Source organism: Massilia sp. CT11-137, from assembly GCF_047302885.1.
GTDB lineage: Bacteria > Pseudomonadota > Gammaproteobacteria > Burkholderiales > Burkholderiaceae_D > Telluria > Telluria orientalis.
Window position 1 is genome coordinate 2,256,705 of sequence record NZ_JBKYMP010000001.1, and the last position, 24,384, is coordinate 2,281,088.

Consider the following 24,384-nt stretch of genomic DNA (forward strand, 5'->3'; position numbering starts at 1 on the left):
AATTCTCCTTTGTGAGGATTTTGTTGTTGCTTCGTCAAACTGTTTCATGCCGTCGCCCCCGGACTAGCCGTCCGCCTTGACGGGGGCCCAAGTACTGGCGCCACCGGAACGCTACATTGGGTCCCTGCCTGCGCGGGGACGACGTGCGGGCGTTCCGGCCCGCACATCAGCTTTTCGGTTCGGCCGGTGCCGAGGCCACCACAGGCGGCTTGGCCTGCTCGGCGTCCTTGCATTCGTTGGCCAGTTGGCGGCTCTGCTTCGAATCGAGCAGGATGCCCTTCGACGGGATGCCGATCCAGACCAGGCCGAGCTTTGCGTTCTCGTAGCGCTGCGCGCCCGTGGTCGTGCCCACCTTGTCCATGCGGCGCAGGTGGTTCTTCCAGCGCAGCGCGATGTGGCTGTCGTCCATCAGGTTGCGGTAGATGGTGACCTTGTTGTTCAACTCGCAAGAATACTCGGCCATCGTCGTGTCGGTGACGTCCGGTTCGGGCTCGTCGTCGACGACCTCTTGCTTAGTGTCCTCTTTTTTCGCCTTTTTATGCTTGGAGGATTTTGCCTTTTGTTTCAGGACTTTGGTCGCTTTGGGATGGGTTTCGGCGGCAGTCGCCGTTGCGCAAAGACCGGCGGCCGCGAGCGCAAAGGCACAGGCGGCTGCGATTTGATTCAGAGTGATGGCCATCAGATGGATTCCGGTTGATTGACGAGTGCCGCCGCGGCATCCGGCAGCGCAAGGCCGGCCAGCTTCGCGCGCTGCAACACCGTCCAATAATATCGGTAGCTGGCGCGGTCGTGCAAGCGGCCACCGTGGGCAATCGGACCCCAGTCCTTCGCCATGGCCGCGGTCAGGATGCTCGTCGCGTCGTTCACCTCCGCGAGGCGCGGCGTGAATGCCTTGACGATCGGCTTGATCTGGTCGGGGTGGATGCTCCACATGCGCGTAAAGCCGAATTCGGCGGCGGCGCGCTGGGCGTCGTTGGCGACGACGGCGCTGTCCTTGATCTCGGTCGTCACATTATGCGAAGGGACTTTGTCATGCGCATGACATGCCGCAACCATCTCCAGCTTCGCCCGGACGACGAGCGGATGGGTAAATTGACCCGGCGTACGCATCGCGGCGGCCGGTACCGCGCCGTAGTGGGCCGAGACGAAATCCATGATGCCGAACGACAGGCTCTCGACCTGGGGCAGGGCGGCGATGGCGTACACGTCGTGCAGGGCGCCGTGCGTTTCGATCAATACGTGCAGCGGGAGAAAGTGACGGCCGGCCTTCGCGGCGGCCTGGTTGACCAGCTCTTGCGCGCGCACGACGTCTTCGAGGCTGTTCGGCTTGGGCAGGACGATGTAGGCGAGCTTGTGCGCGGCGGCGCCGACGATGATCTCGACGTCCTGCGCGAAGTGGGGGCTCCCGACGTCGTGCAGGCGGGCGCCGATGCGGTTGTAGCGGTTGTCGTCGCTGTTGACGAGCGCCGCGACCAGTTCCGCGTGCGCGCGCTCGGTGCCGGCGCTGGCGCCGTCTTCACAGTCGAAGGTGATGTCGAAAATGGGACCAAGCTCTTGTTGCAGGGCCATCGATTTGCGCATCAGCTTCTCGCTGCCGGCATAGTGGTCGCAGGCAGGGAGCAGCAGCGGCTGGCGTTGGCCCTGGAATAAAACCTCGGAAGGATGCATTGTGTCGTCTTGGATATGCGTTAACGTGGCCTAGGGTGGGCACGGGTGCCCACCCTGCGAACCGCGCATCTGCGGTAGGGTGGGCACCTCGTGCCCACCAAACGTATGCCTACCGGTCCGGCGGGATTACTGGCCCAGCAGGTGAGCGACGCCTGCGCGCTCTTCGTTCAGTTCGTTCAGGGTCAGGTTGATGCGCTCTTGCGAGAACGCGTCGATGTCCAGGCCTTGCACGATCTTGTACTCGCCGTTCTCGGTGGTCACCGGGAAGCCGAAGACGATGCCTTCCGGAATGCCGTACGAACCGTCCGACGGCACGCCCATCGTGGTCCACTTGCCGTTGGTGCCCAGCACCCAGTCACGCACGTGGTCGATGGCGGCGTTGGCGGCCGAAGCGGCCGACGAGGCGCCGCGGGCGTCGATGATGGCGGCGCCGCGCTTGCCGACGGTCGGCAGGAACGTGTTGGCGTTCCATTCCTGGTCGTTGATCAGGTCCTTGACCGACTTGCCGTTGACCGTCGCGAAACGGTAGTCGGCGTACATGGTCGGCGAGTGGTTGCCCCAGACGACCATCTGCTCGATGTCGCCGACGGCAGTGCCGGTCTTGGCGGCGACTTGCGACAGGGCGCGGTTGTGGTCCAGGCGCAGCATGGCGGTGAAGTTCTTGGCCGGCAGGTTCGGGGCCGATTTCATCGCGATGTGGGCGTTGGTGTTGGCCGGGTTGCCGACCACCAGGACTTTCACGTCACGCGACGCGACGGCGTCCAGTGCCTTGCCCTGCACCGTGAAGATCTGGGCGTTGGCTTCCAGCAGGTCTTTACGCTCCATGCCCGGGCCGCGCGGACGGGCGCCGACCAGCAGGGCGACGTCCGCATCCTTGAATGCGGTCATCGGGTCGCTGTGGGCGGTCATGCCGGCCAGCAGCGGGAATGCGCAGTCTTCCAGTTCCATCATGACGCCTTTCAGCGCCTTCTGTGCTTTTTCGTTGTCGATCTCGAGCAGCTGCAGAATGACCGGCTGGTCCTTGCCCAGCATGTCGCCGTTGGCGATGCGGAACAGCAGGGAATAGCCGATCTGGCCGGCCGCGCCGGTAACGGCAACGCGCTTAGGGGTTTTAGCCATGATGAATCTCCAAAGTGGGAAAGAAAAACGGGGCGACGCAGAGGATACGCCAGTTTGGGAAAACTGCAATCATACCAAAAGCACTACCCACGAGCCGGGCGTGCGACGGTTGCCGACAGGCGGGGCGCCCACGCTCGATCGATCGCGAGTGTATGCCCGTACGATTCCATCTGTCAATTCATATCATATGTCTTATATAAGACACATAATCTGAGGGTTTCTCCACTGGACGGACAATGGGATTTATGAAAAAATCGATGTCTATGAACCCAGCCCCGTCCAATCCGAACAGCAATGGCGCCACGACTACGAGCGCCGGCAGCGCTGTCGGCGGCGCGGCGCCTTCCCCCACATTCTCTCCACTTTACCAGCAGATCAAGGCGCTCATCACGCAGAGCCTGCAGTCCGGCGAATGGAAACCGGGCGAGCTGATCCCCAGCGAAGTCGAGCTGGCCGGCCGCTACAAGGTCAGCCAGGGCACCGTGCGCAAGGCCATCGACGAGCTTGCCGCCGAGCACCTCGTCGTGCGCCGCCAAGGTAAAGGTACGTTCGTCGCGACCCACAACGAGGCGCGCGCCCACTTCCGTTTCCTCAAGCTGATGCCCGACGAGGGCGTCCCCCAGCATTTCGATCACGAATACCTCGAGGTGAAGCGCATCCGTGCGCCGGCCGAGGTGGCGCGCCTGCTCGACCTGAAATCGGGCGACGCGGTCGTCTATATCAAACGGCTGATGAGCGACGGCGGCGCGCCGACGATCCTGGAAGAACTCTGGCTGCCGGGGCAGTTGTTCAAGGGGCTGACGGCGGAGCGTCTCGCGGAATACAAGGGCCCGATGTATGGACTGTTCGAATCGGAATTCGGCACGCGCATGATCCGCGCGTCGGAAAAGATCCGGGCGGTGGCGGCCGATGCACCGACGGCGCAGGCGTTGAAAGTCCCGGAAGGAACGCCGCTGCTGTGCGCGGACCGGGTGTCGTTCACCTATGGAGACAAGGCGGTCGAGTTGCGGCGCGGGCTGTATCTGACCTCCAAGCATCATTACCAAAACGAATTGTCGTGAATTGTTTTTGCGGCGGATCTATGCTGCTGCATGAATCGCTTGCAGCGATTACAATGCCTTGATTTTGGGCAAGCGTCGAAGAGCAACCGGCGTGGTCCGGAGTCAATATAAATAAACGCTTTAAGGGAGGTGTTCCAATGTCCGAAGCCGTGAAGAACGCGCAAAAAAGAGGGCAGCCGATCCGTAACGTGAACATTACGGACATCACGATGAACTACAAGCAGCCGCCGTCGGCCATCGTGTCGATCCTGCACCGTATCAGCGGCTTCGTGCTGTTCCTGTTCCTGCCGTTCCTGCTCTACCTGTTCGAGCAGAGCATCCGTTCCGAGATCTCGTTCGCGCACTTCGCCGGGATCGTCAGCCATCCGTTCACGAAGATCGTCATCCTGGGCCTGTCCTGGGGCTACCTGCACCACTTCTGCGCCGGCATCCGCCACCTGTTCATGGACAACCACATGGCCCTGGACAAGGACGCGGCGCAGCGCACCGCGCGCTACGTGCTCGTCGTCGCCCTGGCGCTGACCCTGCTGGTCGCTCTCAAACTGTTCGGAGTGTTTTAATCATGGCTGCTACCCCCAAGAATATCGGACAGCGCCGCCTCGTCGTCGGCGCGCACTACGGCATGCGCGACTGGCTGGCCCAGCGCGTCACCGCCATCGTGATGGTCATCTTCACCGTCATCCTGCTGGTCTCGTTCCTGACCGGCCAGAATTTTACGTACGAAGGCTGGGCCGGCCTGTTCGCCCGCCAGTGGTTCAAGCTTTTCACGATGGTCACGTTCTTCGGCCTGTTCTACCACGTGTGGGTGGGCATCCGTGACATCTGGATGGACTACGTCAAACCGGTCGGCATCCGCCTGACCCTGCAGATCGCCACGGTGCTCTGGCTGCTCGCCTGCGCCGCCTGGACTGTGCAAATTCTCTGGAGCGTGTAATCGTGGCAGCAATCAACACCAACATCCCCGTCCGCCATTTCGACGTCGTCATCGTCGGCGCCGGCGGTTCCGGCCTGCGCGCGGCGCTGCAACTGTCCGAAGCGGGCCTGAACGTGGCCGTGCTGTCGAAAGTGTTCCCGACCCGCTCGCACACGGTGGCAGCGCAGGGCGGCATCGGCGCATCCCTCGGCAACATGAGCGAGGACGACTGGTACTGGCACATGTTCGACACCGTCAAGGGGTCGGACTACCTGGGCGACCAGGACGCCATCGAATTCATGTGCCGCGAAGCCCCGAAGGTCGTGTACGAGCTCGAACACTTCGGCATGCCGTTCGACCGCAACCCGGACGGCACGATCTACCAGCGTCCGTTCGGCGGCCACACCGCCAACTTCGGCGAGAAGCCGGTGCAGCGCGCCTGCGCCGCCGCCGACCGTACCGGCCACGCGCTGCTGCACACGCTGTATCAACGTAACGTCCGCTCGCGCACGCACTTCTTCGTCGAATGGCAGGCGCTGGACCTGGTCCGCAACGCCGACGGCGACGTCCTCGGCGTGATCGCGCTCGAAATGGAAACGGGCGACGTCATGATGCTGCAGGCGAAAACGACCGTGTTCGCCACGGGCGGCGCGGGCCGTATCTTCGCCGCGTCGACCAACGCCTTCATCAACACCGGCGACGGCCTCGGCATGGCGGCACGTGCCGGCATCCCGCTGCAGGACATGGAGTTCTGGCAGTTCCACCCGACCGGCGTGGCCGGCGCGGGCGTGCTGATCACGGAAGGCGTGCGCGGCGAGGGCGGTATCCTCATCAACAGCAACGGCGAACGCTTCATGGAGCGCTACGCGCCGACCCTGAAAGACCTGGCGCCGCGCGACTTCGTCTCGCGCTCGATGGACCAGGAAATCAAGGAAGGCCGCGGCGTGGGCCCGAACAAGGACCACGTGCTGCTGGACCTGCGCCACATCGGCGCGGACACGATCCGCAAGCGCCTGCCGTCGATTCTCGAGATCGGCCACAAGTTCGCCAACGTCGACGCGACCAAGGAACCGATCCCCGTCGTCCCGACCATCCACTACCAGATGGGCGGCATCCCGACCAACATCCACGGCCAGGTCGTCACGCCTGACGGCACCGGTTCGCAAAAGGTCGTCAATGGCCTGTACGCGATCGGCGAATGCTCGTGCGTGTCGGTGCACGGCGCGAACCGCCTGGGCACGAACTCGCTGCTCGACCTCGTCGTGTTCGGCCGCGCGGCTGGCAACCACATCGTCGCGCAGAATCTGAAGGAGCAGGGCAACCGCGCGCTGCCGAAGGATTTCGCGGACTACGCGCTGGGCCGCCTGAACCGCCTGGAAAACTCCACCGGCGGCGAGAAGGTGCAGGACGTGGCCAACGCGATCCGCGCGACGATGCAGAAGCACTGCGGCGTGTTCCGCACCCAGGCGCTGATGGACGAAGGCGTCAAGGAAATCATGGCCCTGGACGAGCGCCGCAAGCACGTCTCGTTCAAGGACAAGTCGAAGGTGTTCAACACGGCGCGCATCGAAGCGATCGAGCTGGACAACCTGATCGAAGTGGCCAAGGCGACCGTCGTGTCGGCCGCGGCGCGCAAGGAATCGCGCGGCGCCCACGCCCACAGCGACTACGAGCAGCGCGATGACGTGAACTGGATGAAGCACACCCTGTTCTACTCGGAAGGCAACCGTCTCGACTACAAGCCGGTCGTGACCAAGCCGCTCACCGTCGACACGTTCAAACCGAAGCCCCGCACGTTCTAAGAACCTGTCTCGGTATGCGCGAACCGGTAGGGTGGGCTCCCCGAGCCCACGCGGAAGCTGGCAGATCGCAAACGTCGCGCGTGGGCGGAGGGCCGCCCACCCTACGATTTAAGAATATGAGGTAACACATGGCACGCACAGTCCACCTGAAGATTTACCGCTACGATCCGGACAAGGATTCGAAGCCCTATATGCAAGACGTCACCGTCGAGCTGAAAGACACCGACAAGATGCTGCTGGACGCCCTGCAGCGCATCAAGTCCGACGTCGACGACTCGCTCGCGCTGCGCCGCTCGTGCCGCGAAGGCGTGTGCGGTTCGGACGCGATGAACATCAACGGCAAGAACGGCCTGGCCTGCACGACGAACCTGAACGAGCTGACGCAGCCGATCGTGCTGCGTCCGCTGCCGGGCCTGCCGGTCATCCGCGACCTGATCGTGGACATGACCAACTTCTTCAAGCAGTACCACTCGATCAAGCCGTACCTGATCAACGACTCGATCCCGCCGGAGAAAGAGCGTCTGCAGTCGCCGGAAGAACGCGAAGAACTGGACGGCGTGTACGAGTGCATCCTGTGCGCGTGCTGCTCGACGTCGTGCCCGTCGTTCTGGTGGAACCCGGACAAGTTCGTCGGTCCGGCCGGCCTGCTGCAGGCGTACCGCTTCATCGCCGACTCGCGCGACGAGGCGACCAACGAGCGCCTGGACAACCTGGAAGACCCGTACCGCCTGTTCCGCTGCCACTCGATCATGAATTGCACGGACGTGTGCCCGAAGGGTTTGAACCCGAACAAGGCCATCGGCAAGATCAAGGAATTGCTGGTACGCCGCGCGATCTGAGTAGGGTGGGCGGCCTCCGCCCACGCGTGACGCCTGCGACATGTTGGCTTCCGCGTGGGCTCGGGGAGCCCACCCTACAACCCAGTAAAACTACCGTACTGCCGGCATCCGGCAGCCGGAGTATAGTGTTGACCCAACAACGGACTCTAGTGTGAATACGCATCAATCCGACCCCGCCAACCGTGCCCGCCTGCGCTGGCGCGCCCGCCGCGGCCTGCTCGAGAACGACCTGATCCTCACGCGCTTCCTGGATGCGCATGAAGAAACCATGACGGACGAGGAAGTCGATGCGCTGACCCGTCTGCTGGACCTGGCGGATAACCCGCTGATGGACCTGCTGCTGGGGCGCGCCGAGCCCGAAGGCGAGGTCGACCTCCCGCACGTCCGCGCCCTGGTGGCGCGGCTGCGGCAAGCCTGAGCGAAACCGGAAGATTTCGTTTTATTTTGTCTTGTAGACTCACCTCCCAAAGAAGGAAGTGCCATGAACATCTCTGATACCAAAGCCACCCTGTCGTTCTCGGACGGCAGCCCATCGGTAGACATGCCGATCTACAAAGGCACGATCGGCCCGGACGTCATCGACATCCGCAAGCTGTACGGCCAGACCGGCAAGTTCACCTATGACCCTGGCTTCATGTCGACCGCCGCCTGCCAGTCGGCCATCACCTACATCGATGGCGACAAGGGCGAGCTGCTGTACCGCGGCTACCCGATCGAGCAACTGGCAGTCAACTGCGACTTCCTGGAGACCTGCTACCTGCTGCTGAACGGCGAACTGCCGAACGCCAAGCAGAAGGAAGAATTCGTCGCCACCGTGACCAAGCACACGATGGTCCACGAGCAGATGCAATTCTTCTTCCGCGGCTTCCGCCGCGACGCGCACCCGATGTCGGTGCTGGTGGGTACCGTCGGCGCCCTGGCGTCGTTCTACCACGACTCGCTGGACATCAACGATGCCAAGCAGCGCGAGATCTCGGCCATCCGCCTGATCGCCAAGCTGCCGACCCTCGTCGCCATGGCATACAAGTACTCGATCGGCCAGCCGTTCGTGTACCCGCGCAACGACCTGTCGTACAGCGCGAACTTCATGCGCATGATGTTCGGTAACCCGTGCGAAGAGTACAAGGTCAACGACGTCCTCGTCCGCGCCCTGGACCGCATCCTGATCCTGCACGCCGACCACGAGCAGAACGCATCGACCTCGACCGTCCGTCTGGCCGGTTCGTCGGGCGCCAACCCGTTCGCGTGTATCGCTGCCGGCATCGCCTGCCTGTGGGGCCCGGCACACGGCGGCGCGAACGAAGCCGCACTGAACATGCTGAAGGAAATCGGCTCGGTCGAGAACATCCCGGCCTTCATCGAGAAGGTCAAGGACAAGAACTCGGGCGTGAAGCTGATGGGCTTCGGTCACCGCGTGTACAAGAACTTCGACCCGCGCGCCAAGCTGATGCGCGAAACCTGCCACGAAGTGCTGAACGAACTGGGCCTGCAGGACGACCCGCTGTTCAAGCTGGCGATGGAACTGGAAAAGATCGCCCTGAACGACGACTACTTCGTGTCGCGCAAGCTGTACCCGAACGTCGACTTCTACTCGGGCATCGTGCAGTCGGCCCTGGGCATCCCGGTCTCGCTGTTCACCGGTATCTTCGCGATGGCCCGTACCATCGGCTGGATCGCCCAGTGGAACGAGATGATCGCCGATCCGGAACAGAAGATCGGCCGTCCGCGCCAGCTGTTCGTCGGTTCGACCGTCCGCGACGTGCCGACCATCGACAAGCGTTAATCGACCTGTCCCGTCGTCGGAAAGCGAGCCTGCGGGCTCGCTTTTTTTACGCCTTCGTATAAAATATACAGTGTATAAATAAGGAGACTTCATGACGACTGGACACGTATTCATCGCCACGAGCCTGGACGGCTACATCGCGCGCCCCGACGGCGACATCGGCTGGCTGCTCGCCCGCGACGACCCGAACGAAGACCACGGCTACGACACCTTCATCGCCGACAAGGACGCGATCGTGATGGGCCGCGGCAGCTACGAGAAGGTCGCGACGTTCGATCCCTGGCCGTACGACCGGCCGGTGCTCGTGCTGTCGCGCCAACTGGCCGGCACGCCCGTTCCCGACCGCCTGCGCGGCAAGGTGCGTTTCGCGGACCTGTCACCGCCCGATGCCATGCGTGCCCTGGCGCAGGACGGCGCCCGCCGCGTCTACGTGGACGGCGGCCAGGTCGTGCAGGCATTCCTGCGCGCCGGGCTGATCGAGGACATGGTCATCACGACGGTGCCCGTCCTGATCGGGGCGGGCCGGCCGCTGTTCGGGGCACTCCCGGCCGACCGCGACCTGGCCCTCGTCGCCAGCCGCAGCTTCCCGTCGGGCCTCGTGCAATCCACGTACCGCGTGCTGCCATGACGCGCCCGCGCGGCCGGCCCGCGCGCGGGCAGGGCGTCACGCGCGACGCCATCCTGGATGCCGCGCTGGACCTGCTGGACGAGGATGGCGACGCCGGCCTGACGATGCGCGCGCTGGCGGCGCGGCTGGGCGTGACGCCGATGAGCCTGTATCACCATGTGACCGACCGCGCCGGGCTGTTGCGGGCGTTGTCGGACCGGTTGTATGGCGACGTGCTGCAAGGTGTCGACGCGGCCGCCGGTCCCATCGACGGGATCCGGACGCTGCTGACGCGCTATCACGACGCCGTCGTCGCGCACCCGCAGCTGACGCTCGCGATCTTTGCCGAGCCCGCGGCCTTCGCCGGCGCGAGCCGCGAGATCACGGACCGCCTGACCGCGCTGCTCGCGGCCGTCACGCCGGCGCACCTGCTGTGGCGCGATATCCTCGTCGACCACGCGCACGGCAGCGGCCTTGCGCTCATCGCCGCCCGCGCCGACGCGGCGCGCGTGGACGCGTTGCGGGAGGCGTACCGGCAGGCGCTGGACTGCCTGCAGGCGTCATTCGGCCGACGTTGATCAGGGACAACAGGCTGGCGAGACCACCCGTCACGGCCGGCGTGTTCGAATTGTCGCAGGCGATGACCTTGCCGCCGGCGGCCAGCGCTTCCACGATCGGGACGCAGAAGCCCTCGTGGCGGGCCGGCAGCACGAACACGTCGGCATCGCGCAGGATCCGTTCCTTGGCGTCTTCCGGTGCGTCGCCGTGCAGGCGCACGACGATGCGGTCGCCGGCATCGCGGGGCAGGACGTCGGCCGCCGCGCGCATCATGGCGAGCAGCGCCGGATCACGCTTCCGGACTGCGCGAATACAGCCGGATGAGGATATGTTGATGCGGGGCGCGCTACGAAAATCAGACATTTGCTGTTGTGTTGTCGGATAGGCTGTCAGTTTTGGATCTTCTTTCGATCATGCCTACTCATTATCCAAAGACGCTACCTGAAGCCCATCGAGCATTCATCGACGTGGCATTGCGTGTGTTACCAGAAGATTCCAGGATTCTTGGGTTAGCAGCCGCAGGCTCCTACCTGACCGATAATATGGATGAGTTCTCGGACCTGGACCTGGTCGTCATCACGGAGCCTGGCAAGCAGGATGAGGTATTGCGCGACCGTGTCGCGATCGCGCGAGAACTTGGCACCTACCTGGCAGGATTCACTGGCGAGCATGTCGGGGAACCACGCGTACTCATCACGTTGTATGGTTCGCCTTTGATACACGTCGATCTCAAGTTCGTTTCCTTGGCCGATGCGCATGTCCGGGTCGAGGAGCCCGCGGTTCTCTGGCAGAGGGACGAACGCGTTTCTGGCGCACTCTCGCAAGGTCGTGGCGTTTATCCTCAGCCAGACATTGCCTGGATCGATGAACGTTTCTGGATCTGGATGCACTACGGTGCGTTGAAGATCGGCCGCGGAGAAATTTTCGAGGCCATCGACATGATCAACTACGTCCGGTCCAATGTACTGGGTCCACTCGCACTACGCAGAGCGGGTGCCCGGCCTCAAGGAGTACGCAGGTTGGAAACTGCGGCCCCGGACTTCGCAGCCGCATTGCGGGAAACGGTCCCCTCCTGTACGAAGGCGGACTGCCTGCGGGCGCTGCATGTCAGTGTCGACTTGTACCGCCAGTTGCGTGCCGATTACTCCAACCTGAAACGACATGAAGGCGTTGAGCAGGAAGTATTGGCATATATGCAAAAAATTGGTATCGGAATGTAAGATGTGCCGAAAATGAAAAGGCCGCCGGATCGCCCCGGCGGCCTTGGCATGTCCACGTTATCGATGAATGGTCAGACGGCGTAATACGCCTCGACCGTACCTTTCAGCTTGATCAGCATCGGGCGGCCCTTGCGGTCCAGGGTCTTGCCGGCGGCGACCTTGATCCAGCCTTCGCTCAGGCAGTATTCCTCGACGTCCGTGCGTTCCTTGCCGTTGAAACGGATGCCGACCGGGTGCTTGAAGACTTCCGCGTCATGGTGCGGGCTCTTCGGGTCGATGGACAGGCGGTCGGGCAGGGGTGGGAGTTGGGTAGTATCGTTCATGGCGGGAATTATCCACGATTCCGCGCGCACGCGCGAGCACCGCGTGCTCCGTCCCGGTGGACGCAATTGCACCATTTCGCTATGCTCGGCCGAAGGGCATCCGATCCTGGCCACATGAGGACATCAAGACCATGAAATCGCTCATCCTCGCCTGCTGCCTGTTCGTGGCCGGCCTCGCGCACGCCGCCGGCGTCGACCCGGCCCTCGCGCAGCAGGTCAATGCGTTCGTCGACGGCTGGCACGACGACGCCGCGCACGCGCGCATGCGCTACTTCGACAAGATGGCGCCGGACGGCGTCTATATCGGCACGGACCGCACCGAGCTGTGGCAGCGCGACGCGTTCCGCGAGTGGGGCCGCAAATACTTCGAGGGCAAGCAGGCCGCGTGGGTCTTTCATCCCACGCGGCGCAATGTCTACGCGACGGCGGATGGATCGATGATCTGGTTCGACGAATTGCTCGACACGGAACACATGGGCCATTGCATGGCCAGCGGCGTCATCCGCAGGACGCCGGCCGGGTTCGAGATCGTGCATTACCAGCTGTCGCTGGCGGTGCCGAACGAGGCGGCGAAGAAGGTGATCGAGGTGGTGAAAACGGCCGAATCAAGGTAGATAGCGCACTATTCACTGTGGATATCCCGTAGCGAGCGCATTAAGGATTGATTTAGTTCGATTGTATTATTAATATAATTCAACAGAAATAATCATTTCGGCAATACGGCACGACGGGAGCGCAGTGAAAGGTATCGTTTTTAATTTGTTGGAAGAGGCCGTCAGCAGCACATACGGCGACGCCGCGTGGGATCGGCTGCTCGATGCGGCAGGACTGGAAGGCGCCTATACATCGCTCGGCAGTTACGACGACGCCGAGATTGCGGCCCTGGTGCGTGCGGCAGCGGACGCCCTGGACATACCGGAAGATACCGTGTTGCGCTGGTTTGGACGCAGGGCGATGCCGCTGCTGGCACGGCGTTACCCGGTGATCTTCGACAGCCATGCGAACGTGCGCAGTTTCCTGCTGAGCCTGAACAACATCATTCATCCCGAGGTCTGCAAGCTCTATCCCGGCGCGCGGACGCCCGTCTTCGCTTTCGATACGAGCGTCGCCGGCGTGCTGAAGATCGGCTACGACTCCCCCCGCCGCTTGTGTGCGCTTGCCGATGGGTTCATGCACGGCGCCGCCACGCTTTTCGGCGAGCGGATCGAGCTCGAACAGCACGAATGCATGCACCGCGGCGATCGCCGCTGCGAGTTCCACGTGCGCTTCGAGCCGGCATGAACGGGCTCGACAATGCGGAAGCCGCAGCGGAGATCGCCCGCCTCCAGCGGCGCGTGCGGCGCGAAGCGGCCGCGCGCCATGAAGCCGAGGCGATCGCCGAGCGGGGCCTGCGTGATTTGTACCAGCGGCAGCAAGAAATTGCCCTGCTGGAGAGTATCGCGGTGGCCGCCAACGAGGCGGACGACGTCCATGCCGCGATGGGGCGCGCGCTCGAGGCAATGTGTCGCTATGTGAGTTCGCCCCTCGGCACCCTGTGGCTGGTGTCGGGGCCGCGAGGGCAGCAGCGGCTCAACGCCACCGGCATCTGGTATGACGAGGCTGCGCGCAATGGGGCCAGTCCGGTCCAGGAACTGCGAACGCGCACCGACGCCGACATGTTCGCGCCCGGCGTCGGGCTGCCAGGGCGGGTCGCGCTGAGCGGCAGGCCGGAATGGCTGGCCACCGATGGCTCGGGCACGGTCGAGCTGCCGCGCCTGCCACTGATCGTCGGCGCGGGGTTTGCTTCGCTCGTCGCGTTTCCGGTGATGATCGCCAGCGAAGTGGTCGCGGTGGTCAAGTTTTTCAGCCGCAAGCGCGAGGCGCCGGACGAATCGCTGCTGCGCCTGATGGCCCAGGTCGGCACGCAGCTCGGCCGCGTGTTCGAGCGTTGCCGCGCGCGGGACAAGCTCATGCACAATGCGCTGCACGATCCCCTGACGCAGCTGGGCAACCGCAGGCTGTTCCTGGAACGTCTCGAGCACCTGCTGCAGCGCACGCGGCGCAAGCCGGGCGACCATTTCGCCGTGCTGTTCGTGGACCTGGACCGCTTCAAGTCGATCAACGACGGCCTGGGACACCAGTGCGGCGACCAGTTGATCATCGCTGCGGCCCGGCGACTGTCGGCCTGCCTGCGCCAGAACGACATGGTGGCGCGCGATGTCGCGTTCGCGCACGAGCACCTGGTCGCGCGTCTCGGCGGCGATGAATTCGTGATCCTGCTCGACCAGGTCGGCAGCGCCGAACATGCGATCCTGGTCGCGGAGCGCATCATGAGCGTGCTGGCCGAACCCTTCGACGTGGCCGATCAGCGCGTGTTCGTGACCGCCAGCGTGGGCATCACCCTGAGCGCGACCGGCTACGCCCACGTCGAGGACATCGTGCGCGATGCCGACATCGCGATGTACCACGCCAAACGCACGGGGCGCGCGCGCTGGATGATGTTCGACCAGGCCATGCAGCGGGCTGCCGTGAGCCGCCTGCGGATGGAAGCCGATCTGCGCTACGCGATGGACCGCCGGGAGTTCTTCCTGGAGTACCAGCCGATCGTTGCCCCGCTCGACGGCCGGGTGCGCGGTTTCGAAGCCCTGCTGCGGTGGCGCCATCCGGTACATGGCCTCGTGCCGCCGGCCCGGTTCATCCCGATCCTCGAAGAAACCGGCCTGATCGAGCCGATCGGCGCATGGGTGCTGGGGGAGGCGTGCCGCCAGCTGCGCGACTGGCAGCAGGCCTTCGACATGCACCTGACGATGAGCGTGAACGTGTCGGCGGTCCAGTTCACGGACGAGGGCCTCGTCGGCGTGGTGACGCATGTGCTGGCCGAGACGGGCATCGCGCCCGCCACGCTCAAGCTCGAGCTGACCGAAACCGCCGTGATGGCGGACGCCGAAAGGGCACTGGCCGCGTTCGCGCAATTGAAGGCGCTGGGCGTGCGGGTCAGCCTGGACGATTTCGGCACCGGCTACTCGTCGCTCAGCTACCTGCGCCGCCTGCCGATCGACACGCTGAAGATCGACCGCTCGTTCGTCAGCAAGCTCGATTGCCACGACGACAAGCGCCAGATCGTCGAGGTGGTCCTTACGCTGGCCCGCGCGCTCGGCATGGACGTGGTGGCGGAAGGCGTGGAGACCGAAGCCGAGCTGGCGCTGTTGCGCGAGATGGGCAGCGACCTCGTGCAGGGCTATTATTACTACCGCCCCCTTGCGACGGAGCCCGCCACGCGGGTACTGGCCGGGCAGTTCGGATCAGAATAACTCGAGGTTCTGCGGCGCCGACGGCGGCGGCGATTTCTTCACGGGCGCCTTCGGCGCAGCCCATGCCTTCATCTCTTCCGCCGGATAAGGCCGCAGGAAGCTGCGCGCCAGCTCCGGATCGCGGCAGTGCAGCCACGCGTCGACGTCGTCCGGCGGCAGCACGACGAGCGCGCGCTTTTCGTCGTCTGGCTTGTGGAAGCGCCGCATCAGCGGATGATCGTCCGCGTTGATCGTGATCTGCGTGAACGACGCCGCGATCGTCCCGTCGGCCTCCGACCACTCGCGCCACAGGCCCGCCACGAAGAACACGGCGTCGTCCCGCATGCCGATGCCGAAGCGTTCGGCGCGGCCGCTCTCGTAGTTGGGCTCATAAAAACAGGTCATCGGCACGGCGCACAACTGGGTACGGCGCCAGGCCGGGGCGAACGAGCGCTTTTCGCCCAGCGATTCGGCGCGCGCGTTCATCGTGTCGAACGGTTTGACACCGGCCGGGATGTGGCGGCGCGGGACCATGCCGTAGCTCGCGAGCTGCAGCACGCGTTCGCCGTCCGGCCCCGCGCGCACGATCGGGGCCGTGTAATCCTTCCACGTTTCGCTGGGCCAGTCCCAGTCGCGATACAGGTCGACGAGGGTGCCGAGCACCATGTCGAGTTGTTCGGGCAGCGGGGGGCGGTAGTTGACGCACATGGCGCTAGTTTGACATAAAAACGCCCTTTAGAAGCGGTAGCGCGCGCTGACCAGTACCGTGCGCGGCTCGCCCGGCATGTTGTAGTCGTTGGCGCCGCTGTGCGCGGACACGAAATAAGTCCGGTTGAGCAGATTGCGCACCGTGACCGTGACGTCGACCTTGCCGCTGTCGTAGCCGGCGCCGAGCTGCAGGACGCCATAGCCCGGCAGTGTCGTCAGGTCGTCCGGCGACGCATAGCGGCTCGATTCCGCGCGGCCGCCGGCGGCGACCCAGAAGTGGCCATCGAGGCGGTGCTTGATCCACGCGTTGAACGTGTGGCGCGGCGTGAGCGCGGCCGTGTTGCCTTCGAACGGCTTGCCGGCGGACGTCAGCTCCGTCGAGTCCTCGATGGTGCCGCGCATGTTCGCATAGCCGGCGATCGCATCCCAGCCCGGCGCGATCTCGCCCATGAAGCTCAGTTCCAGGCCGCGCGTGCGCTGGCGGCCGACGGGCAGCGAGAAGTTCGTGTTGGCCGGATCGGCGACCTGGATGTTCGATTGGGTCATGTCGAACAGCGCCGCGGTCAGGCTCGAACGGGCACTGAGGTCGAGCTTCACGCCCGCTTCCTTGTTGACGGTCTGCGTGGGCTTCAGGGTGTCGCTGTTGGCGCGGAACGTGAACGAGTCCGCGATCGGCTGGAACGAGCGGTTCCACGAGGCGTAGACGGCCACGCGGCTCGTGGGCTGGTACACGGCGCCCAGGCGCGGCGACCAGGTATCGTCCGTGCGCTGCAGGTCGATGTTCTTCGCCGTGCGGTCGTCGCGGTCCTGCTTCAGGCGGTCGTAGCGCACGCCGGCCAGGACTTTCCATTCCGGCGTCAGCGCCACGAGGTCCTGCAGGTACAGGCCAGCGATGTCGACGCGGTTTTGGTTATCCGCGCCGGGTGCGACGCTATCCGGCAGCACCGGCAGGTCGACGAGCACGGGGTGGAACAGGTGGTACGTCGCCACGTTGTTGCGCGAGCGGAGCACCTCGCTCTTGTTCTGGCGGCCGAGTTCCACGCCGTACAGCAGCTTGTGGTTCGTCGTGCCCCAGTCGACGGTCTGGGAGAGTTCGTTCTGCAGGTAGCGGCCGTCCTCGTCGCGCAGGCGGTGGCTCTGGCCGATGGAGATGGTCGGGTTGGCGCCGTCCTTGATGGTACCGATCGACGTGTAGTTCCGGTCGAGCGCGTAGTCGTACGCGCGCAGCACCGTGTGCAGTTTCAGGTCGGGCGTGAACGCGTGGTCGAGCGTCGCGGTGGCGCTTTTCACGTCGCTTTGCACGAATGCGCGCGCGGTGGCGTTCGCGGCGCCGAAATAGGTCTCGACCGGCACGTCGACGGGGCGGCCGTGGTAGCTGGGCACGCCCTGGTCGGCCAGGCGCTTGTCGTGCAGGTAGTCGGCTTGCAGGGTCAGCGTCGTGGCGGGCGACAGCCTGAACGTCGCCGACGGCGCGAGGGCCTGGCGGCGCAGGAAGTAGCGGTCGCGGAAGCCGGTCGAGTCTTCGACCGCACCCGTCATCCGGAACAGGGCGTCCTTGTCGTCGTTGGCCGCGCCGACGTCGAACTCGCCGCGGCGCTGTCCGTGCGAGCCGAGCGTGACGCCCGCCTCCAGCAGCGGATCCGCGAGCGGCTTCTTCGTCACGCGGTTGACGAGGCCACCCGCCGAGCCGCGGCCATACAGCACGGAAGCCGGCCCCTTGAGCACTTCGACGCGTTCGATGTTGGAGAGGTCGCGGAAGTACAGCGCGTCGTCGCGCACGCCGTCCACGAACTGGTCGCTGATGGCGGAAAATCCGCGGATCGTCACCTGGTCGCGCTGGCCGTCGCCGACGGAGAACGACAGGCCCGGCACGTTCTGCAGCGCGTCCTGCAGCGACAGCGCGTTCTGGTCGTGCAGCACGACGGCCGGCACCACGTTGACGGTCTGCGGAATGTCGCGCAGCGGCACGTCGATCTTGGTGGCGGTGTTGGTCTCGGTGACTTCGTACGAGCCGGCGTCGATCTTCCGGTCGCGGATGACGACTTCCGGCATCGCGGGTTCTTCGGCACGGACCGGCGTCCACACGCTGCAGGCGAGGGCGACGAGGCAGGGGAGGGGGCGCAGTACTTGTTTCATGATGTTCCTGTTGTTGTTTGAAGGTGTTGGAAATCGGACGACCGGGTCCGGATCGCGCGCATGCCGATGGCGGCAACGGCGTACAGCAAGGCGACGGTCCAGAACATGGCGGACAGCGGCACCCACGCGAGCGCAAGGCCGCCCGCGCCGGCGCCGACGAGCGCGCCGGCCTTGGCGGCGCCGTTGCCGGCGCCGAGCACGCGGCCCTGTTGGTCGTCCGCCGCTTCGCGCGAGAGCAGGCCGTAAAAGACGGGCAGCAGCGCGGCGAGGCACACGCCCCACAGCACGCGCGCCAGCACGAACACGGCGATATTCGTTGCGAGGGCCTGCACCGCGACGATGGCGACGCAGGCCCAGAGAATCCATTCGACCTGCGCGAGCACGCGTGCATGCGCCAGGTGCGCGAAGCGCCGGGCCCAGAACGGCGCGGCCACGCACAGGCCGAGCGCCGTGCCGGCATAGCACAGGCCCGTCACGCGGTTCGATACGTGCAGGACTTCGTCGGCATACAGGCCGAAGAACGTCTGCGGCATCATCTTCCCGGCCTGCACCAGCACGATGCCGAGCAGCAGGCCATACAGCCCGGCCGGCAGCGCCGCCTTCCGCTCACGCACGCCGGAGGACCGCGTGGCCGGCGGCGCGACGGCCGGCAGGACAAACGAGGCCAGCGCCGCGCACAGCAGGCACGCCGCACCGGCCCACACGTTCACGCTGGTAAAACCCTGGGCATCGAACAGCCAGCCACCGATCACCGGACCTGTCACGGAGCCGATGGCCGTCGCGGCCTGCAACTGCGACATCAGTGCGCCGCGCGCCGCGCGCGTCACGAGCCGCGCGCCATAGGCCTGAGCGGCCGCGATGTAGCCGGCGAGGGCGCCCTGCAGCAGGCGCACGGACAGGATGACGGCCACGCTGTCCGTCGCCGCGATCCACCACTGCGTGGCCGCCAGCGCGAGCAGCGCGCGCAGCAGCATCGGCTTGTGGCCGACCCTGTCGCCGAGGCGGCCCCACCACGGCGTCGTGCACATCGCCATGGCCATCGGGCCCGCGTAGGCGATGGCGCTGACCCACGCCAGCGCGTGCGGCGACAGCTCGCCCACGCGGCGCAGGTGCAGGGGCCAGAACGGGCCGCTCATCTCCATGGCGCCCATCGCCACGAGCTGCAGCGCGAACAGCCAGCGCGTGGTGGTCATGCGAGCGGATTGGGCATGGTGCCGTGCACGTCGTCCTGCGTATCGGACAGGCGCATGCGCAGGAACGCTTTCGCGGGCCACTCGTGCTCCAGCAGCGCCGCGCGTTCGGCGTGCCAGCGGGCCGCGTCGACGCGGCCGCGCAAGGCCGTGAACACGGCGTCGATCTCGCGCCGCAGGACGTCCCAGAACGGATGCTCGGGATGGCCGTACGCGCGCGCCAGCAGCAGCGCCAGTTCGGACAGGTGGCACAACAGCACGGCGTGCAGCAGCTTGTCGCGCACGGGGCCGTCGTCCTCGTACACGGTGGCGCCGGCGCGGTAGGCGTCGATCGCGAGGCCCGCGCCGCGCAGGGTGGGGCCGTGGATGCGCAGGTCGCCGAAGTCGCGCGCGAGCAGCTGCACGGGCGCGTAGTCCGCGTCGAGCATGACGAAGCTGTTCTGCTGGTGCGCTTCGAACGCGATGCCGTACACGAGATACGCGGACAGCAGAGCCGTCAGCACGGTGCGCGCGTGGCGCTCGAAGTACGCGACGGCGCCTGCGGCATGGTCGCCGTATGCGAGCGCGACGGCCTCGGTGACGAGCGGCCGGCCGCTGAACGGCGATTCCGCGAACAGGGCACCGACGGGGACCGGGAAGCGTGCGCCGTCCGCCTTCGCCATCGGATTGGCGCGATACAGGATCGCCAGGTGGCGCGCGCGGTCATCGATGCCGTCCGGGTCGAGGTAGTGGAGGCCGACATCCTCGCGCACGATGTCGAGCGTGCCGCCGAAGCCCGCTTCGGCGTCGAGGATCGTCGCGAGCAGGCGCGTGATGCGCGGTCCCATCACGGCGGACTTCGGCGACACGGTCCGCTGCACGCTCGTCAGGCGCAGCGACACCGGCAGCTTCAGGTGCGGCAAGGCCGGCGAGCCGGCCGGGACGACGGTGCGGAACGACATGGTCGGGGTCGCGTCGAGCGCCACGTCGTCCGGCAGCAGCAGGTCGCCGCGCGCGATCTCGGCCGCGAATTTTTCCGGGATCACCCTGCCGGCCTGGAAGGGATGCAGCGGCAGCGGGAGCCAGTCGGAAGGCGACTTGCCCAGCGCCGCCAGGGCGACTTTCCAGCGCAGCAGCGGCTGCGGGAAGTGCCGGCCGAACCACGCGAGGTAGTCGCCGTCGCCGGTCGAGAAGGTGACGTGCGCCTTGTCCGCGCGGATCGCGGCCAGCGGCACGGCCAGCGTCGGCTGGAATTCCGGCGACAGCGCCGTGACCTCGTCCGCGGACAGGCCCAGCTTGGTCTTGAACGTGGGATGCCACGGATGGCCCAGCGTGCCCCATTGCTCCAGCAGCAGGGCGGGATTCGCATGGCCGGACTTGCGCAGCGCGGCGATGAAATGGGTGTCGGCCTTACCCAGTTCGGCGCGCAGCGCCCGCGCCCAGCCGCGGCGGTAGCCGAGGCACAGCACGTCGTTGGCGAGGCTGTTGTCGAGTTCGTGGATGAGCCGTTGCAGGTCCGCGCCCTGGCCCGGCAGGGAGGGCGCCACGCAGGCCAGCAGCGCCGCCGCATGCGCGACGGGCTGCGGCCGTTCCCCGGTCGCGTAGTACGACACGCCCCCGGCCAGCCGGCAATCGCCGATGCGGCCGAGGTTCAGGCCCTCGAAACGCAGCATGCCCTGTTGCGCCCACAGCGGCAGCCACGACACCGCGCCCTCCGTGATCAACTGGTCCCGGTTCAGGAGGCGTTCGCGGAACAGGGCCTGCAATGTTCTCTGCAGGCTGCGCCGGCGGGCGTCGGACGAGGCCAGCTCGGCGGCAACGGCGTCCAGGGCGTGATCGATGGGGTTGAGCAGTTTCGGTATCGCGTTCATCGGCTTGCCTTCTCAATAACGACGGGAGCGCAGCATAACGTAAACGCGAATCATTCTCAATACGATTCTCGATATTGCCAGATATGGATCAAGGCAGGGGCGTATGTTATGGTTGCGCCGATGAACACCCGATCCAACGGCGGCTACGTCGGCCGCTTCGCTCCATCGCCCACGGGCCCGCTGCACGCGGGGTCGCTGGTCGCCGCGCTGGCCAGTTATCTGGATGCGCGCGCCCACCACGGCACCTGGCTGATCCGCATCGAAGACATCGACGAGGGCCGCAGCGTGCCCGGCGCCGCCGGGGAGATCCTCGACCTGCTGCACCGCCTGGGCATGGAGTCCGACCGCGAGGTCGTGTGGCAGAGCCGCCGCAAGCACTTGTACGAGGCCGCGTACGACCGCCTCGCCGGCCACGTCTACCCGTGCGGCTGCAACCGCCGCGAGATCGCCGATTCGCGCCTGGGCGTCGCGCCCGACGGCGCCGCCATCTACCCGGGCACGTGCCGCCACGGCCTCGCGCCGGGCCGCAGCCCGCGCAGCCTGCGCCTGCGCGTGCCGGAGGCGGGCGCGGACGTGATCTCATTCCAGGACCGCGTGGCCGGCGTCGTCACGCAGCGGCTGGCCAGCGAGTCGGGCGACTTCGTCTTGAAGCGCGCGGATGGCTACTGGGCTTACCAGCTGGCCGTCGTCGTGGACGATGCGGAGCAGGGCGTGACGGACGTCGTGCGCGGCGCCGACCTGCTCGATTCCACGCCGCGCCAGATCTTCCTGCAGCGGCTGTTGGACGTGGCGACGCCGCGCTACCTGCACGTGCCGGTGGTGCGCAATGCGAATGGCGAAAAACTGTCGAAGCAGACGGGGGCGCTGGCCGTGCGGCCGGGGGACGAAGAAGCTGCAGTGGCCGCGTTGCGGCAATCGGCGGGGTTTCTCGGGCTGGAAGTGGGCGAGCCAGGGTCGCTGGAAGCATTCTGGCGGGTCGCGGTGCCCGCGTGGGCGGCGTTGCATGTAAGTTGATGCCTCCCCGCATCAACCATCCATCTCACACCATCGGCCGTCTCCGGCTCATCCACATCAACCCGGCGAGACCCACGGCCAGCATCGACCACTCGGCCGTCTCCGGCACGGGCGGTGCGGCCACCAGCCAGCCGCGGAGTTCCCCGTTCGGATAGAGACTCGTGTGGATGTTGACGTAGGCCTCGTTGGCGTTGATGGCGTCGATGAGGGCCGTTTCGGCACTCGACGCCGTGCCGCCGTGCGTGCTCACGAAGGCGGGATCGTAGGACATCGCGTCATCCAGCGGGATGGCCTTGCTGTAGGTGCCCGCGGTGACACCCATCGGGAAGTCCTGGAACGGCACCGCCACGGGTGCCACGCCCGTGAAGGCCGTGCCGGTGCAGCAATGGATATGGGCATCCGTGGTGGTGCCGTCCAGGTCGCGGAACGGCATGTCGACGAACATTTCCTTCCCGCCCAGGTCGATCGTCACGAGGCTGGTGCCGGGCGAGGGGTTGGGCGGGCTTTCCAGCGCCCCGGTGGCGACGGCCCGGTAGCTCGGGTCGGCCGGCGCGGCGCCGGCGGGCACGGCGACGGCGGTGGATGCCGCTGCCAGTGCGAGTACGGACAGAACACGTTTCATGGAGTACCTCCTGTTAAACAAAAGTCCTGCGCGCACCCCGTCCTGGGGTGCTGACTAAAAACTTAGCACTGAAGACATGGGCGGCCTCACACCATACGGTTGAGATAGTGCCCGCGGGCGACTGAGATTAGGAAAGCTTGGCATAATCGGCAACTGATCCTAATTGACCCCATTCATGCACTATCTTTACAGCATCTTTACGCTTCTCACTATTTCCTCCGTCGCCCACGCCCAGGACGCGTCCCTGCTGGCCGGTGCGATGCGCGCCGACACGGATGCCGGCAATTCCTCGTTCGCGGTCAACGTCGGCTATACGCAGCACCTGCACAAGTACTTCTCGGTGAGCGCCGATTACCTGAACGAAGGCCATCCGAAGCTCCACCACCGCGACGGTCTCGGCGCCCAGCTGTGGGCGCATACGGCCGTCCCGCAACGGGGCTGGTCGTTCGGCGCCGGCTTCGGTCCCTACTATTACTTCGACACGACGACGGGCAACGGCTCCCTGGGCGACTACCGCAATGAGCACGGCTGGGGCCAGCTGATGAGCGTGAACGCGGTCTACCACCTGCATTCGCGCGCCTACGTCGAGGCACGCCTGTCGCATACGCACGGCATCACGTCGCACGACAGCTCGATGCTGATGGTCGGCATGGGCTACGAACTGGGCAGCGTGCCGCGCCCGATCCGGCTGGAAAACGCCGACCGCGGCGACAACCTCGTCATGCTGCTCGCGGGGCGCTCGATCGTGAACAGCTTCAAGTCGGAAACGTCGACGTCGACGGGCCTGGAGTATCGGCGCACGTTCACGCCGAATGTCGAGGGCAGCGTCATCCTGATGAATGAAGGGAAGGTGGACGCGGCCGAGCGCAAGGGCGTCTCGGCCCAGGTGTGGCTGCTGCGCCCGTTCACCGAGCGCACCGTGCTGGAGATGGGCTTCGGCGCCTACGCCATGCGCGACCAGCTCGACCGCACCGATCCCCACGCGGCGCGCGAGAACCACGTGGCGCCGATCGCGTCGATCGGCATGCGCTACCGCATCGACGACCACTGGCGCGGCCAGCTCACGTGGAGCCGCGTCATCACGAATTACGAGCGCGATTCCGACGTGTTCCTGCTCGGCGCCGGCTACGCGTTTTGATGGTCAGGTGCGCACCGGATCCGTGGCCAGCGGCCGCTTCATGATCGTGATGCTGCCGTCGGCCTCGAGGAAGGCGCACTGCATCTCGTGCTGCGCGCAATCGGCCTGGCGCAGTGCCTGCCGGACGTCCGACTCGCCCACGCGATTGCGGCGCAGGACCTTGTCGAAGAACACGCCATCGCGGCCGATGAGCAGCGAGTCGCCGTCCAGCAGGGATTCCATGCGATGGCTGGTGGCTGCAAGCATCCCGATACCCGCGTTCAGCACGATCAGCGTGGCCGCGATGATCAGGCCGCCGCTGACGGAATCGTCGCCGCCCGACAAGCCGTTCGACACGGCTTCCGACAGCAGCATCACGACGAGCAGGTCGAACGGCGTCAGCTGGCTGATCGTGCGCCGTCCGGACAATCGCACCATGACGAGCAGGGCAACATAGACCAGCGCGCCCCGCGCAACAAATTCCCACCAGGGAAGGTCCATATCGAACATAGCGGCCTCTCCGGAATGCAGCGGATGCATCCATCGTAATGACGGGGCCGGCGGTCGACTGTTCGCTGGGGAACG

The 24,384-nt window shown here is 65.7% G+C and carries 26 protein-coding genes; 15 read left to right on the plus strand and 11 right to left on the minus strand.

Annotated elements, in window-relative coordinates; translation table 11 throughout:
- Positions 1 to 166 precede the first annotated feature (166 nt).
- From ACEN98_RS10125 to ACEN98_RS10135, 3 genes are all read right to left on the minus strand, one after another.
- Positions 167 to 679 carry a hypothetical protein gene (locus ACEN98_RS10125; protein ID WP_413383965.1) on the minus strand — a complete coding sequence of 171 codons (513 nt, stop codon included), beginning with the start codon at positions 677 to 679 and terminating at the stop codon, positions 167 to 169.
- Entirely contained in the window at positions 679 to 1,668 is a 990-nt protein-coding gene (locus ACEN98_RS10130) for an HpcH/HpaI aldolase/citrate lyase family protein (RefSeq protein WP_413383967.1), read from the minus strand. Before ACEN98_RS10130 ends, ACEN98_RS10125 begins: the two co-directional genes overlap by 1 nt.
- A gap of 126 nt (positions 1,669 to 1,794) precedes the next feature.
- Positions 1,795 to 2,787 carry a malate dehydrogenase gene (locus ACEN98_RS10135; protein ID WP_413342138.1) on the minus strand — a complete coding sequence of 331 codons (993 nt, stop codon included), beginning with the start codon at positions 2,785 to 2,787 and terminating at the stop codon, positions 1,795 to 1,797.
- Between the two features lie 263 nt (positions 2,788 to 3,050).
- Here ACEN98_RS10135 and ACEN98_RS10140 point away from each other — a divergent pair, with 263 nt between their 5' ends.
- The 9 genes from ACEN98_RS10140 (at position 3,051) to ACEN98_RS10180 (ending at position 10,370) form a co-directional block, all read left to right on the plus strand.
- Positions 3,051 to 3,848, plus strand: coding sequence for a GntR family transcriptional regulator (locus tag ACEN98_RS10140; protein WP_413342150.1), 798 nt, complete (start codon positions 3,051 to 3,053; stop codon positions 3,846 to 3,848).
- Positions 3,849 to 3,985: 137 nt separating this feature from the next.
- Positions 3,986 to 4,408 carry a succinate dehydrogenase, cytochrome b556 subunit gene (sdhC, locus tag ACEN98_RS10145; RefSeq protein WP_413342140.1) on the plus strand — a complete coding sequence of 141 codons (423 nt, stop codon included), beginning with the start codon at positions 3,986 to 3,988 and terminating at the stop codon, positions 4,406 to 4,408.
- A gap of 2 nt (positions 4,409 to 4,410) precedes the next feature.
- Entirely contained in the window at positions 4,411 to 4,782 is a 372-nt protein-coding gene (gene sdhD / locus ACEN98_RS10150) for a succinate dehydrogenase, hydrophobic membrane anchor protein (RefSeq protein WP_413383969.1), read from the plus strand.
- Positions 4,783 to 4,784: 2 nt separating this feature from the next.
- Positions 4,785 to 6,563 (plus strand): succinate dehydrogenase flavoprotein subunit, encoded by a 1,779-nt coding sequence (gene sdhA / locus ACEN98_RS10155; protein ID WP_413383971.1) that lies wholly within the window; start codon positions 4,785 to 4,787, stop codon positions 6,561 to 6,563.
- A 128-nt stretch (positions 6,564 to 6,691) separates the two neighbouring features.
- Entirely contained in the window at positions 6,692 to 7,402 is a 711-nt protein-coding gene (locus ACEN98_RS10160; RefSeq protein WP_056132068.1) for a succinate dehydrogenase iron-sulfur subunit, read from the plus strand.
- A gap of 151 nt (positions 7,403 to 7,553) precedes the next feature.
- Complete coding sequence (locus ACEN98_RS10165; RefSeq protein ID WP_036240314.1) at positions 7,554 to 7,820, plus strand: succinate dehydrogenase assembly factor 2; 267 nt, start codon at positions 7,554 to 7,556, stop codon at positions 7,818 to 7,820.
- Between the two features lie 63 nt (positions 7,821 to 7,883).
- On the plus strand, positions 7,884 to 9,185 hold the full coding sequence (gltA, locus tag ACEN98_RS10170; protein WP_413342146.1) for a citrate synthase: 1,302 nt from the start codon (positions 7,884 to 7,886) through the stop codon (positions 9,183 to 9,185).
- Positions 9,186 to 9,276: 91 nt separating this feature from the next.
- Positions 9,277 to 9,813 carry a dihydrofolate reductase family protein gene (locus ACEN98_RS10175; protein WP_413383973.1) on the plus strand — a complete coding sequence of 179 codons (537 nt, stop codon included), beginning with the start codon at positions 9,277 to 9,279 and terminating at the stop codon, positions 9,811 to 9,813.
- Positions 9,810 to 10,370, plus strand: coding sequence for a TetR/AcrR family transcriptional regulator (locus ACEN98_RS10180; protein WP_413383976.1), 561 nt, complete (start codon positions 9,810 to 9,812; stop codon positions 10,368 to 10,370). Before ACEN98_RS10175 ends, ACEN98_RS10180 begins: the two co-directional genes overlap by 4 nt.
- Here ACEN98_RS10180 and ACEN98_RS10185 read toward each other — a convergent pair.
- The gene (locus ACEN98_RS10185; RefSeq protein ID WP_413383978.1) at positions 10,273 to 10,713 is read right to left on the minus strand and encodes a glycosyltransferase; all 441 of its coding nucleotides are present in this window, start codon (positions 10,711 to 10,713) and stop codon (positions 10,273 to 10,275) included. The two genes, ACEN98_RS10180 and ACEN98_RS10185, sit on opposite strands and share 98 nt — an antisense overlap.
- Positions 10,714 to 10,763: 50 nt before the next feature.
- Between ACEN98_RS10185 and ACEN98_RS10190 the strand changes: the two genes are divergently transcribed.
- On the plus strand, positions 10,764 to 11,570 hold the full coding sequence (locus ACEN98_RS10190; protein ID WP_413383980.1) for a nucleotidyltransferase domain-containing protein: 807 nt from the start codon (positions 10,764 to 10,766) through the stop codon (positions 11,568 to 11,570).
- Positions 11,571 to 11,641: 71 nt separating this feature from the next.
- On the opposite strand, the gene ACEN98_RS10195 is transcribed toward ACEN98_RS10190, so the two are convergent.
- Complete coding sequence (locus ACEN98_RS10195; RefSeq protein ID WP_413341783.1) at positions 11,642 to 11,893, minus strand: DUF3297 family protein; 252 nt, start codon at positions 11,891 to 11,893, stop codon at positions 11,642 to 11,644.
- A 131-nt stretch (positions 11,894 to 12,024) separates the two neighbouring features.
- Here ACEN98_RS10195 and ACEN98_RS10200 point away from each other — a divergent pair, with 131 nt between their 5' ends.
- The 3 genes from ACEN98_RS10200 (at position 12,025) to ACEN98_RS10210 (ending at position 15,183) form a co-directional block, all read left to right on the plus strand.
- Positions 12,025 to 12,507: a nuclear transport factor 2 family protein gene (locus tag ACEN98_RS10200; RefSeq protein ID WP_413383982.1), complete on the plus strand. Its 483-nt coding sequence runs from the start codon at positions 12,025 to 12,027 to the stop codon at positions 12,505 to 12,507.
- A 124-nt stretch (positions 12,508 to 12,631) separates the two neighbouring features.
- Positions 12,632 to 13,174, plus strand: a complete 543-nt coding sequence (locus ACEN98_RS10205) for a heme NO-binding domain-containing protein (RefSeq protein ID WP_413383984.1) — start codon at positions 12,632 to 12,634, stop codon at positions 13,172 to 13,174.
- Positions 13,171 to 15,183, plus strand: a complete 2,013-nt coding sequence (locus tag ACEN98_RS10210) for a putative bifunctional diguanylate cyclase/phosphodiesterase (protein WP_413383986.1) — start codon at positions 13,171 to 13,173, stop codon at positions 15,181 to 15,183. Before ACEN98_RS10205 ends, ACEN98_RS10210 begins: the two co-directional genes overlap by 4 nt.
- Here the strand turns inward: ACEN98_RS10210 and ACEN98_RS10215 are convergent.
- Genes ACEN98_RS10215 through ACEN98_RS10230 form a run of 4 tightly spaced genes read right to left on the minus strand, consistent with a single transcriptional unit; the run spans position 15,175 to position 21,046 of the window.
- A complete protein-coding gene (locus ACEN98_RS10215) occupies positions 15,175 to 15,870 on the minus strand; it encodes an SOS response-associated peptidase (protein WP_413383988.1) in 696 nt (231 codons plus the stop codon). The genes ACEN98_RS10210 and ACEN98_RS10215 overlap by 9 nt on opposite strands.
- Positions 15,871 to 15,897: 27 nt before the next feature.
- Positions 15,898 to 18,006 carry a TonB-dependent receptor gene (locus ACEN98_RS10220; protein ID WP_413383990.1) on the minus strand — a complete coding sequence of 703 codons (2,109 nt, stop codon included), beginning with the start codon at positions 18,004 to 18,006 and terminating at the stop codon, positions 15,898 to 15,900.
- Complete coding sequence (locus tag ACEN98_RS10225; RefSeq protein ID WP_413383992.1) at positions 18,003 to 19,199, minus strand: MFS transporter; 1,197 nt, start codon at positions 19,197 to 19,199, stop codon at positions 18,003 to 18,005. The genes ACEN98_RS10220 and ACEN98_RS10225 overlap by 4 nt, the downstream gene beginning before the upstream one ends.
- Positions 19,196 to 21,046: an IucA/IucC family protein gene (locus ACEN98_RS10230; RefSeq protein ID WP_413383994.1), complete on the minus strand. Its 1,851-nt coding sequence runs from the start codon at positions 21,044 to 21,046 to the stop codon at positions 19,196 to 19,198. Before ACEN98_RS10230 ends, ACEN98_RS10225 begins: the two co-directional genes overlap by 4 nt.
- A gap of 120 nt (positions 21,047 to 21,166) precedes the next feature.
- On the opposite strand from ACEN98_RS10230, the gene gluQRS reads away from it, so the two are divergent.
- A complete protein-coding gene (gluQRS, locus tag ACEN98_RS10235) occupies positions 21,167 to 22,060 on the plus strand; it encodes a tRNA glutamyl-Q(34) synthetase GluQRS (protein ID WP_413383996.1) in 894 nt (297 codons plus the stop codon).
- 25 nt (positions 22,061 to 22,085) lie between these two features.
- On the opposite strand, the gene ACEN98_RS10240 is transcribed toward gluQRS, so the two are convergent.
- The gene (locus tag ACEN98_RS10240; RefSeq protein ID WP_413383998.1) at positions 22,086 to 22,682 is read right to left on the minus strand and encodes a CHRD domain-containing protein; all 597 of its coding nucleotides are present in this window, start codon (positions 22,680 to 22,682) and stop codon (positions 22,086 to 22,088) included.
- Between the two features lie 175 nt (positions 22,683 to 22,857).
- Here ACEN98_RS10240 and ACEN98_RS10245 point away from each other — a divergent pair, with 175 nt between their 5' ends.
- Positions 22,858 to 23,820 (plus strand): hypothetical protein, encoded by a 963-nt coding sequence (locus ACEN98_RS10245; RefSeq protein ID WP_413384000.1) that lies wholly within the window; start codon positions 22,858 to 22,860, stop codon positions 23,818 to 23,820.
- A gap of 3 nt (positions 23,821 to 23,823) precedes the next feature.
- On the opposite strand, the gene ACEN98_RS10250 is transcribed toward ACEN98_RS10245, so the two are convergent.
- Entirely contained in the window at positions 23,824 to 24,309 is a 486-nt protein-coding gene (locus ACEN98_RS10250; protein ID WP_413384002.1) for a DUF421 domain-containing protein, read from the minus strand.
- Positions 24,310 to 24,384: the final 75 nt, after the last annotated feature.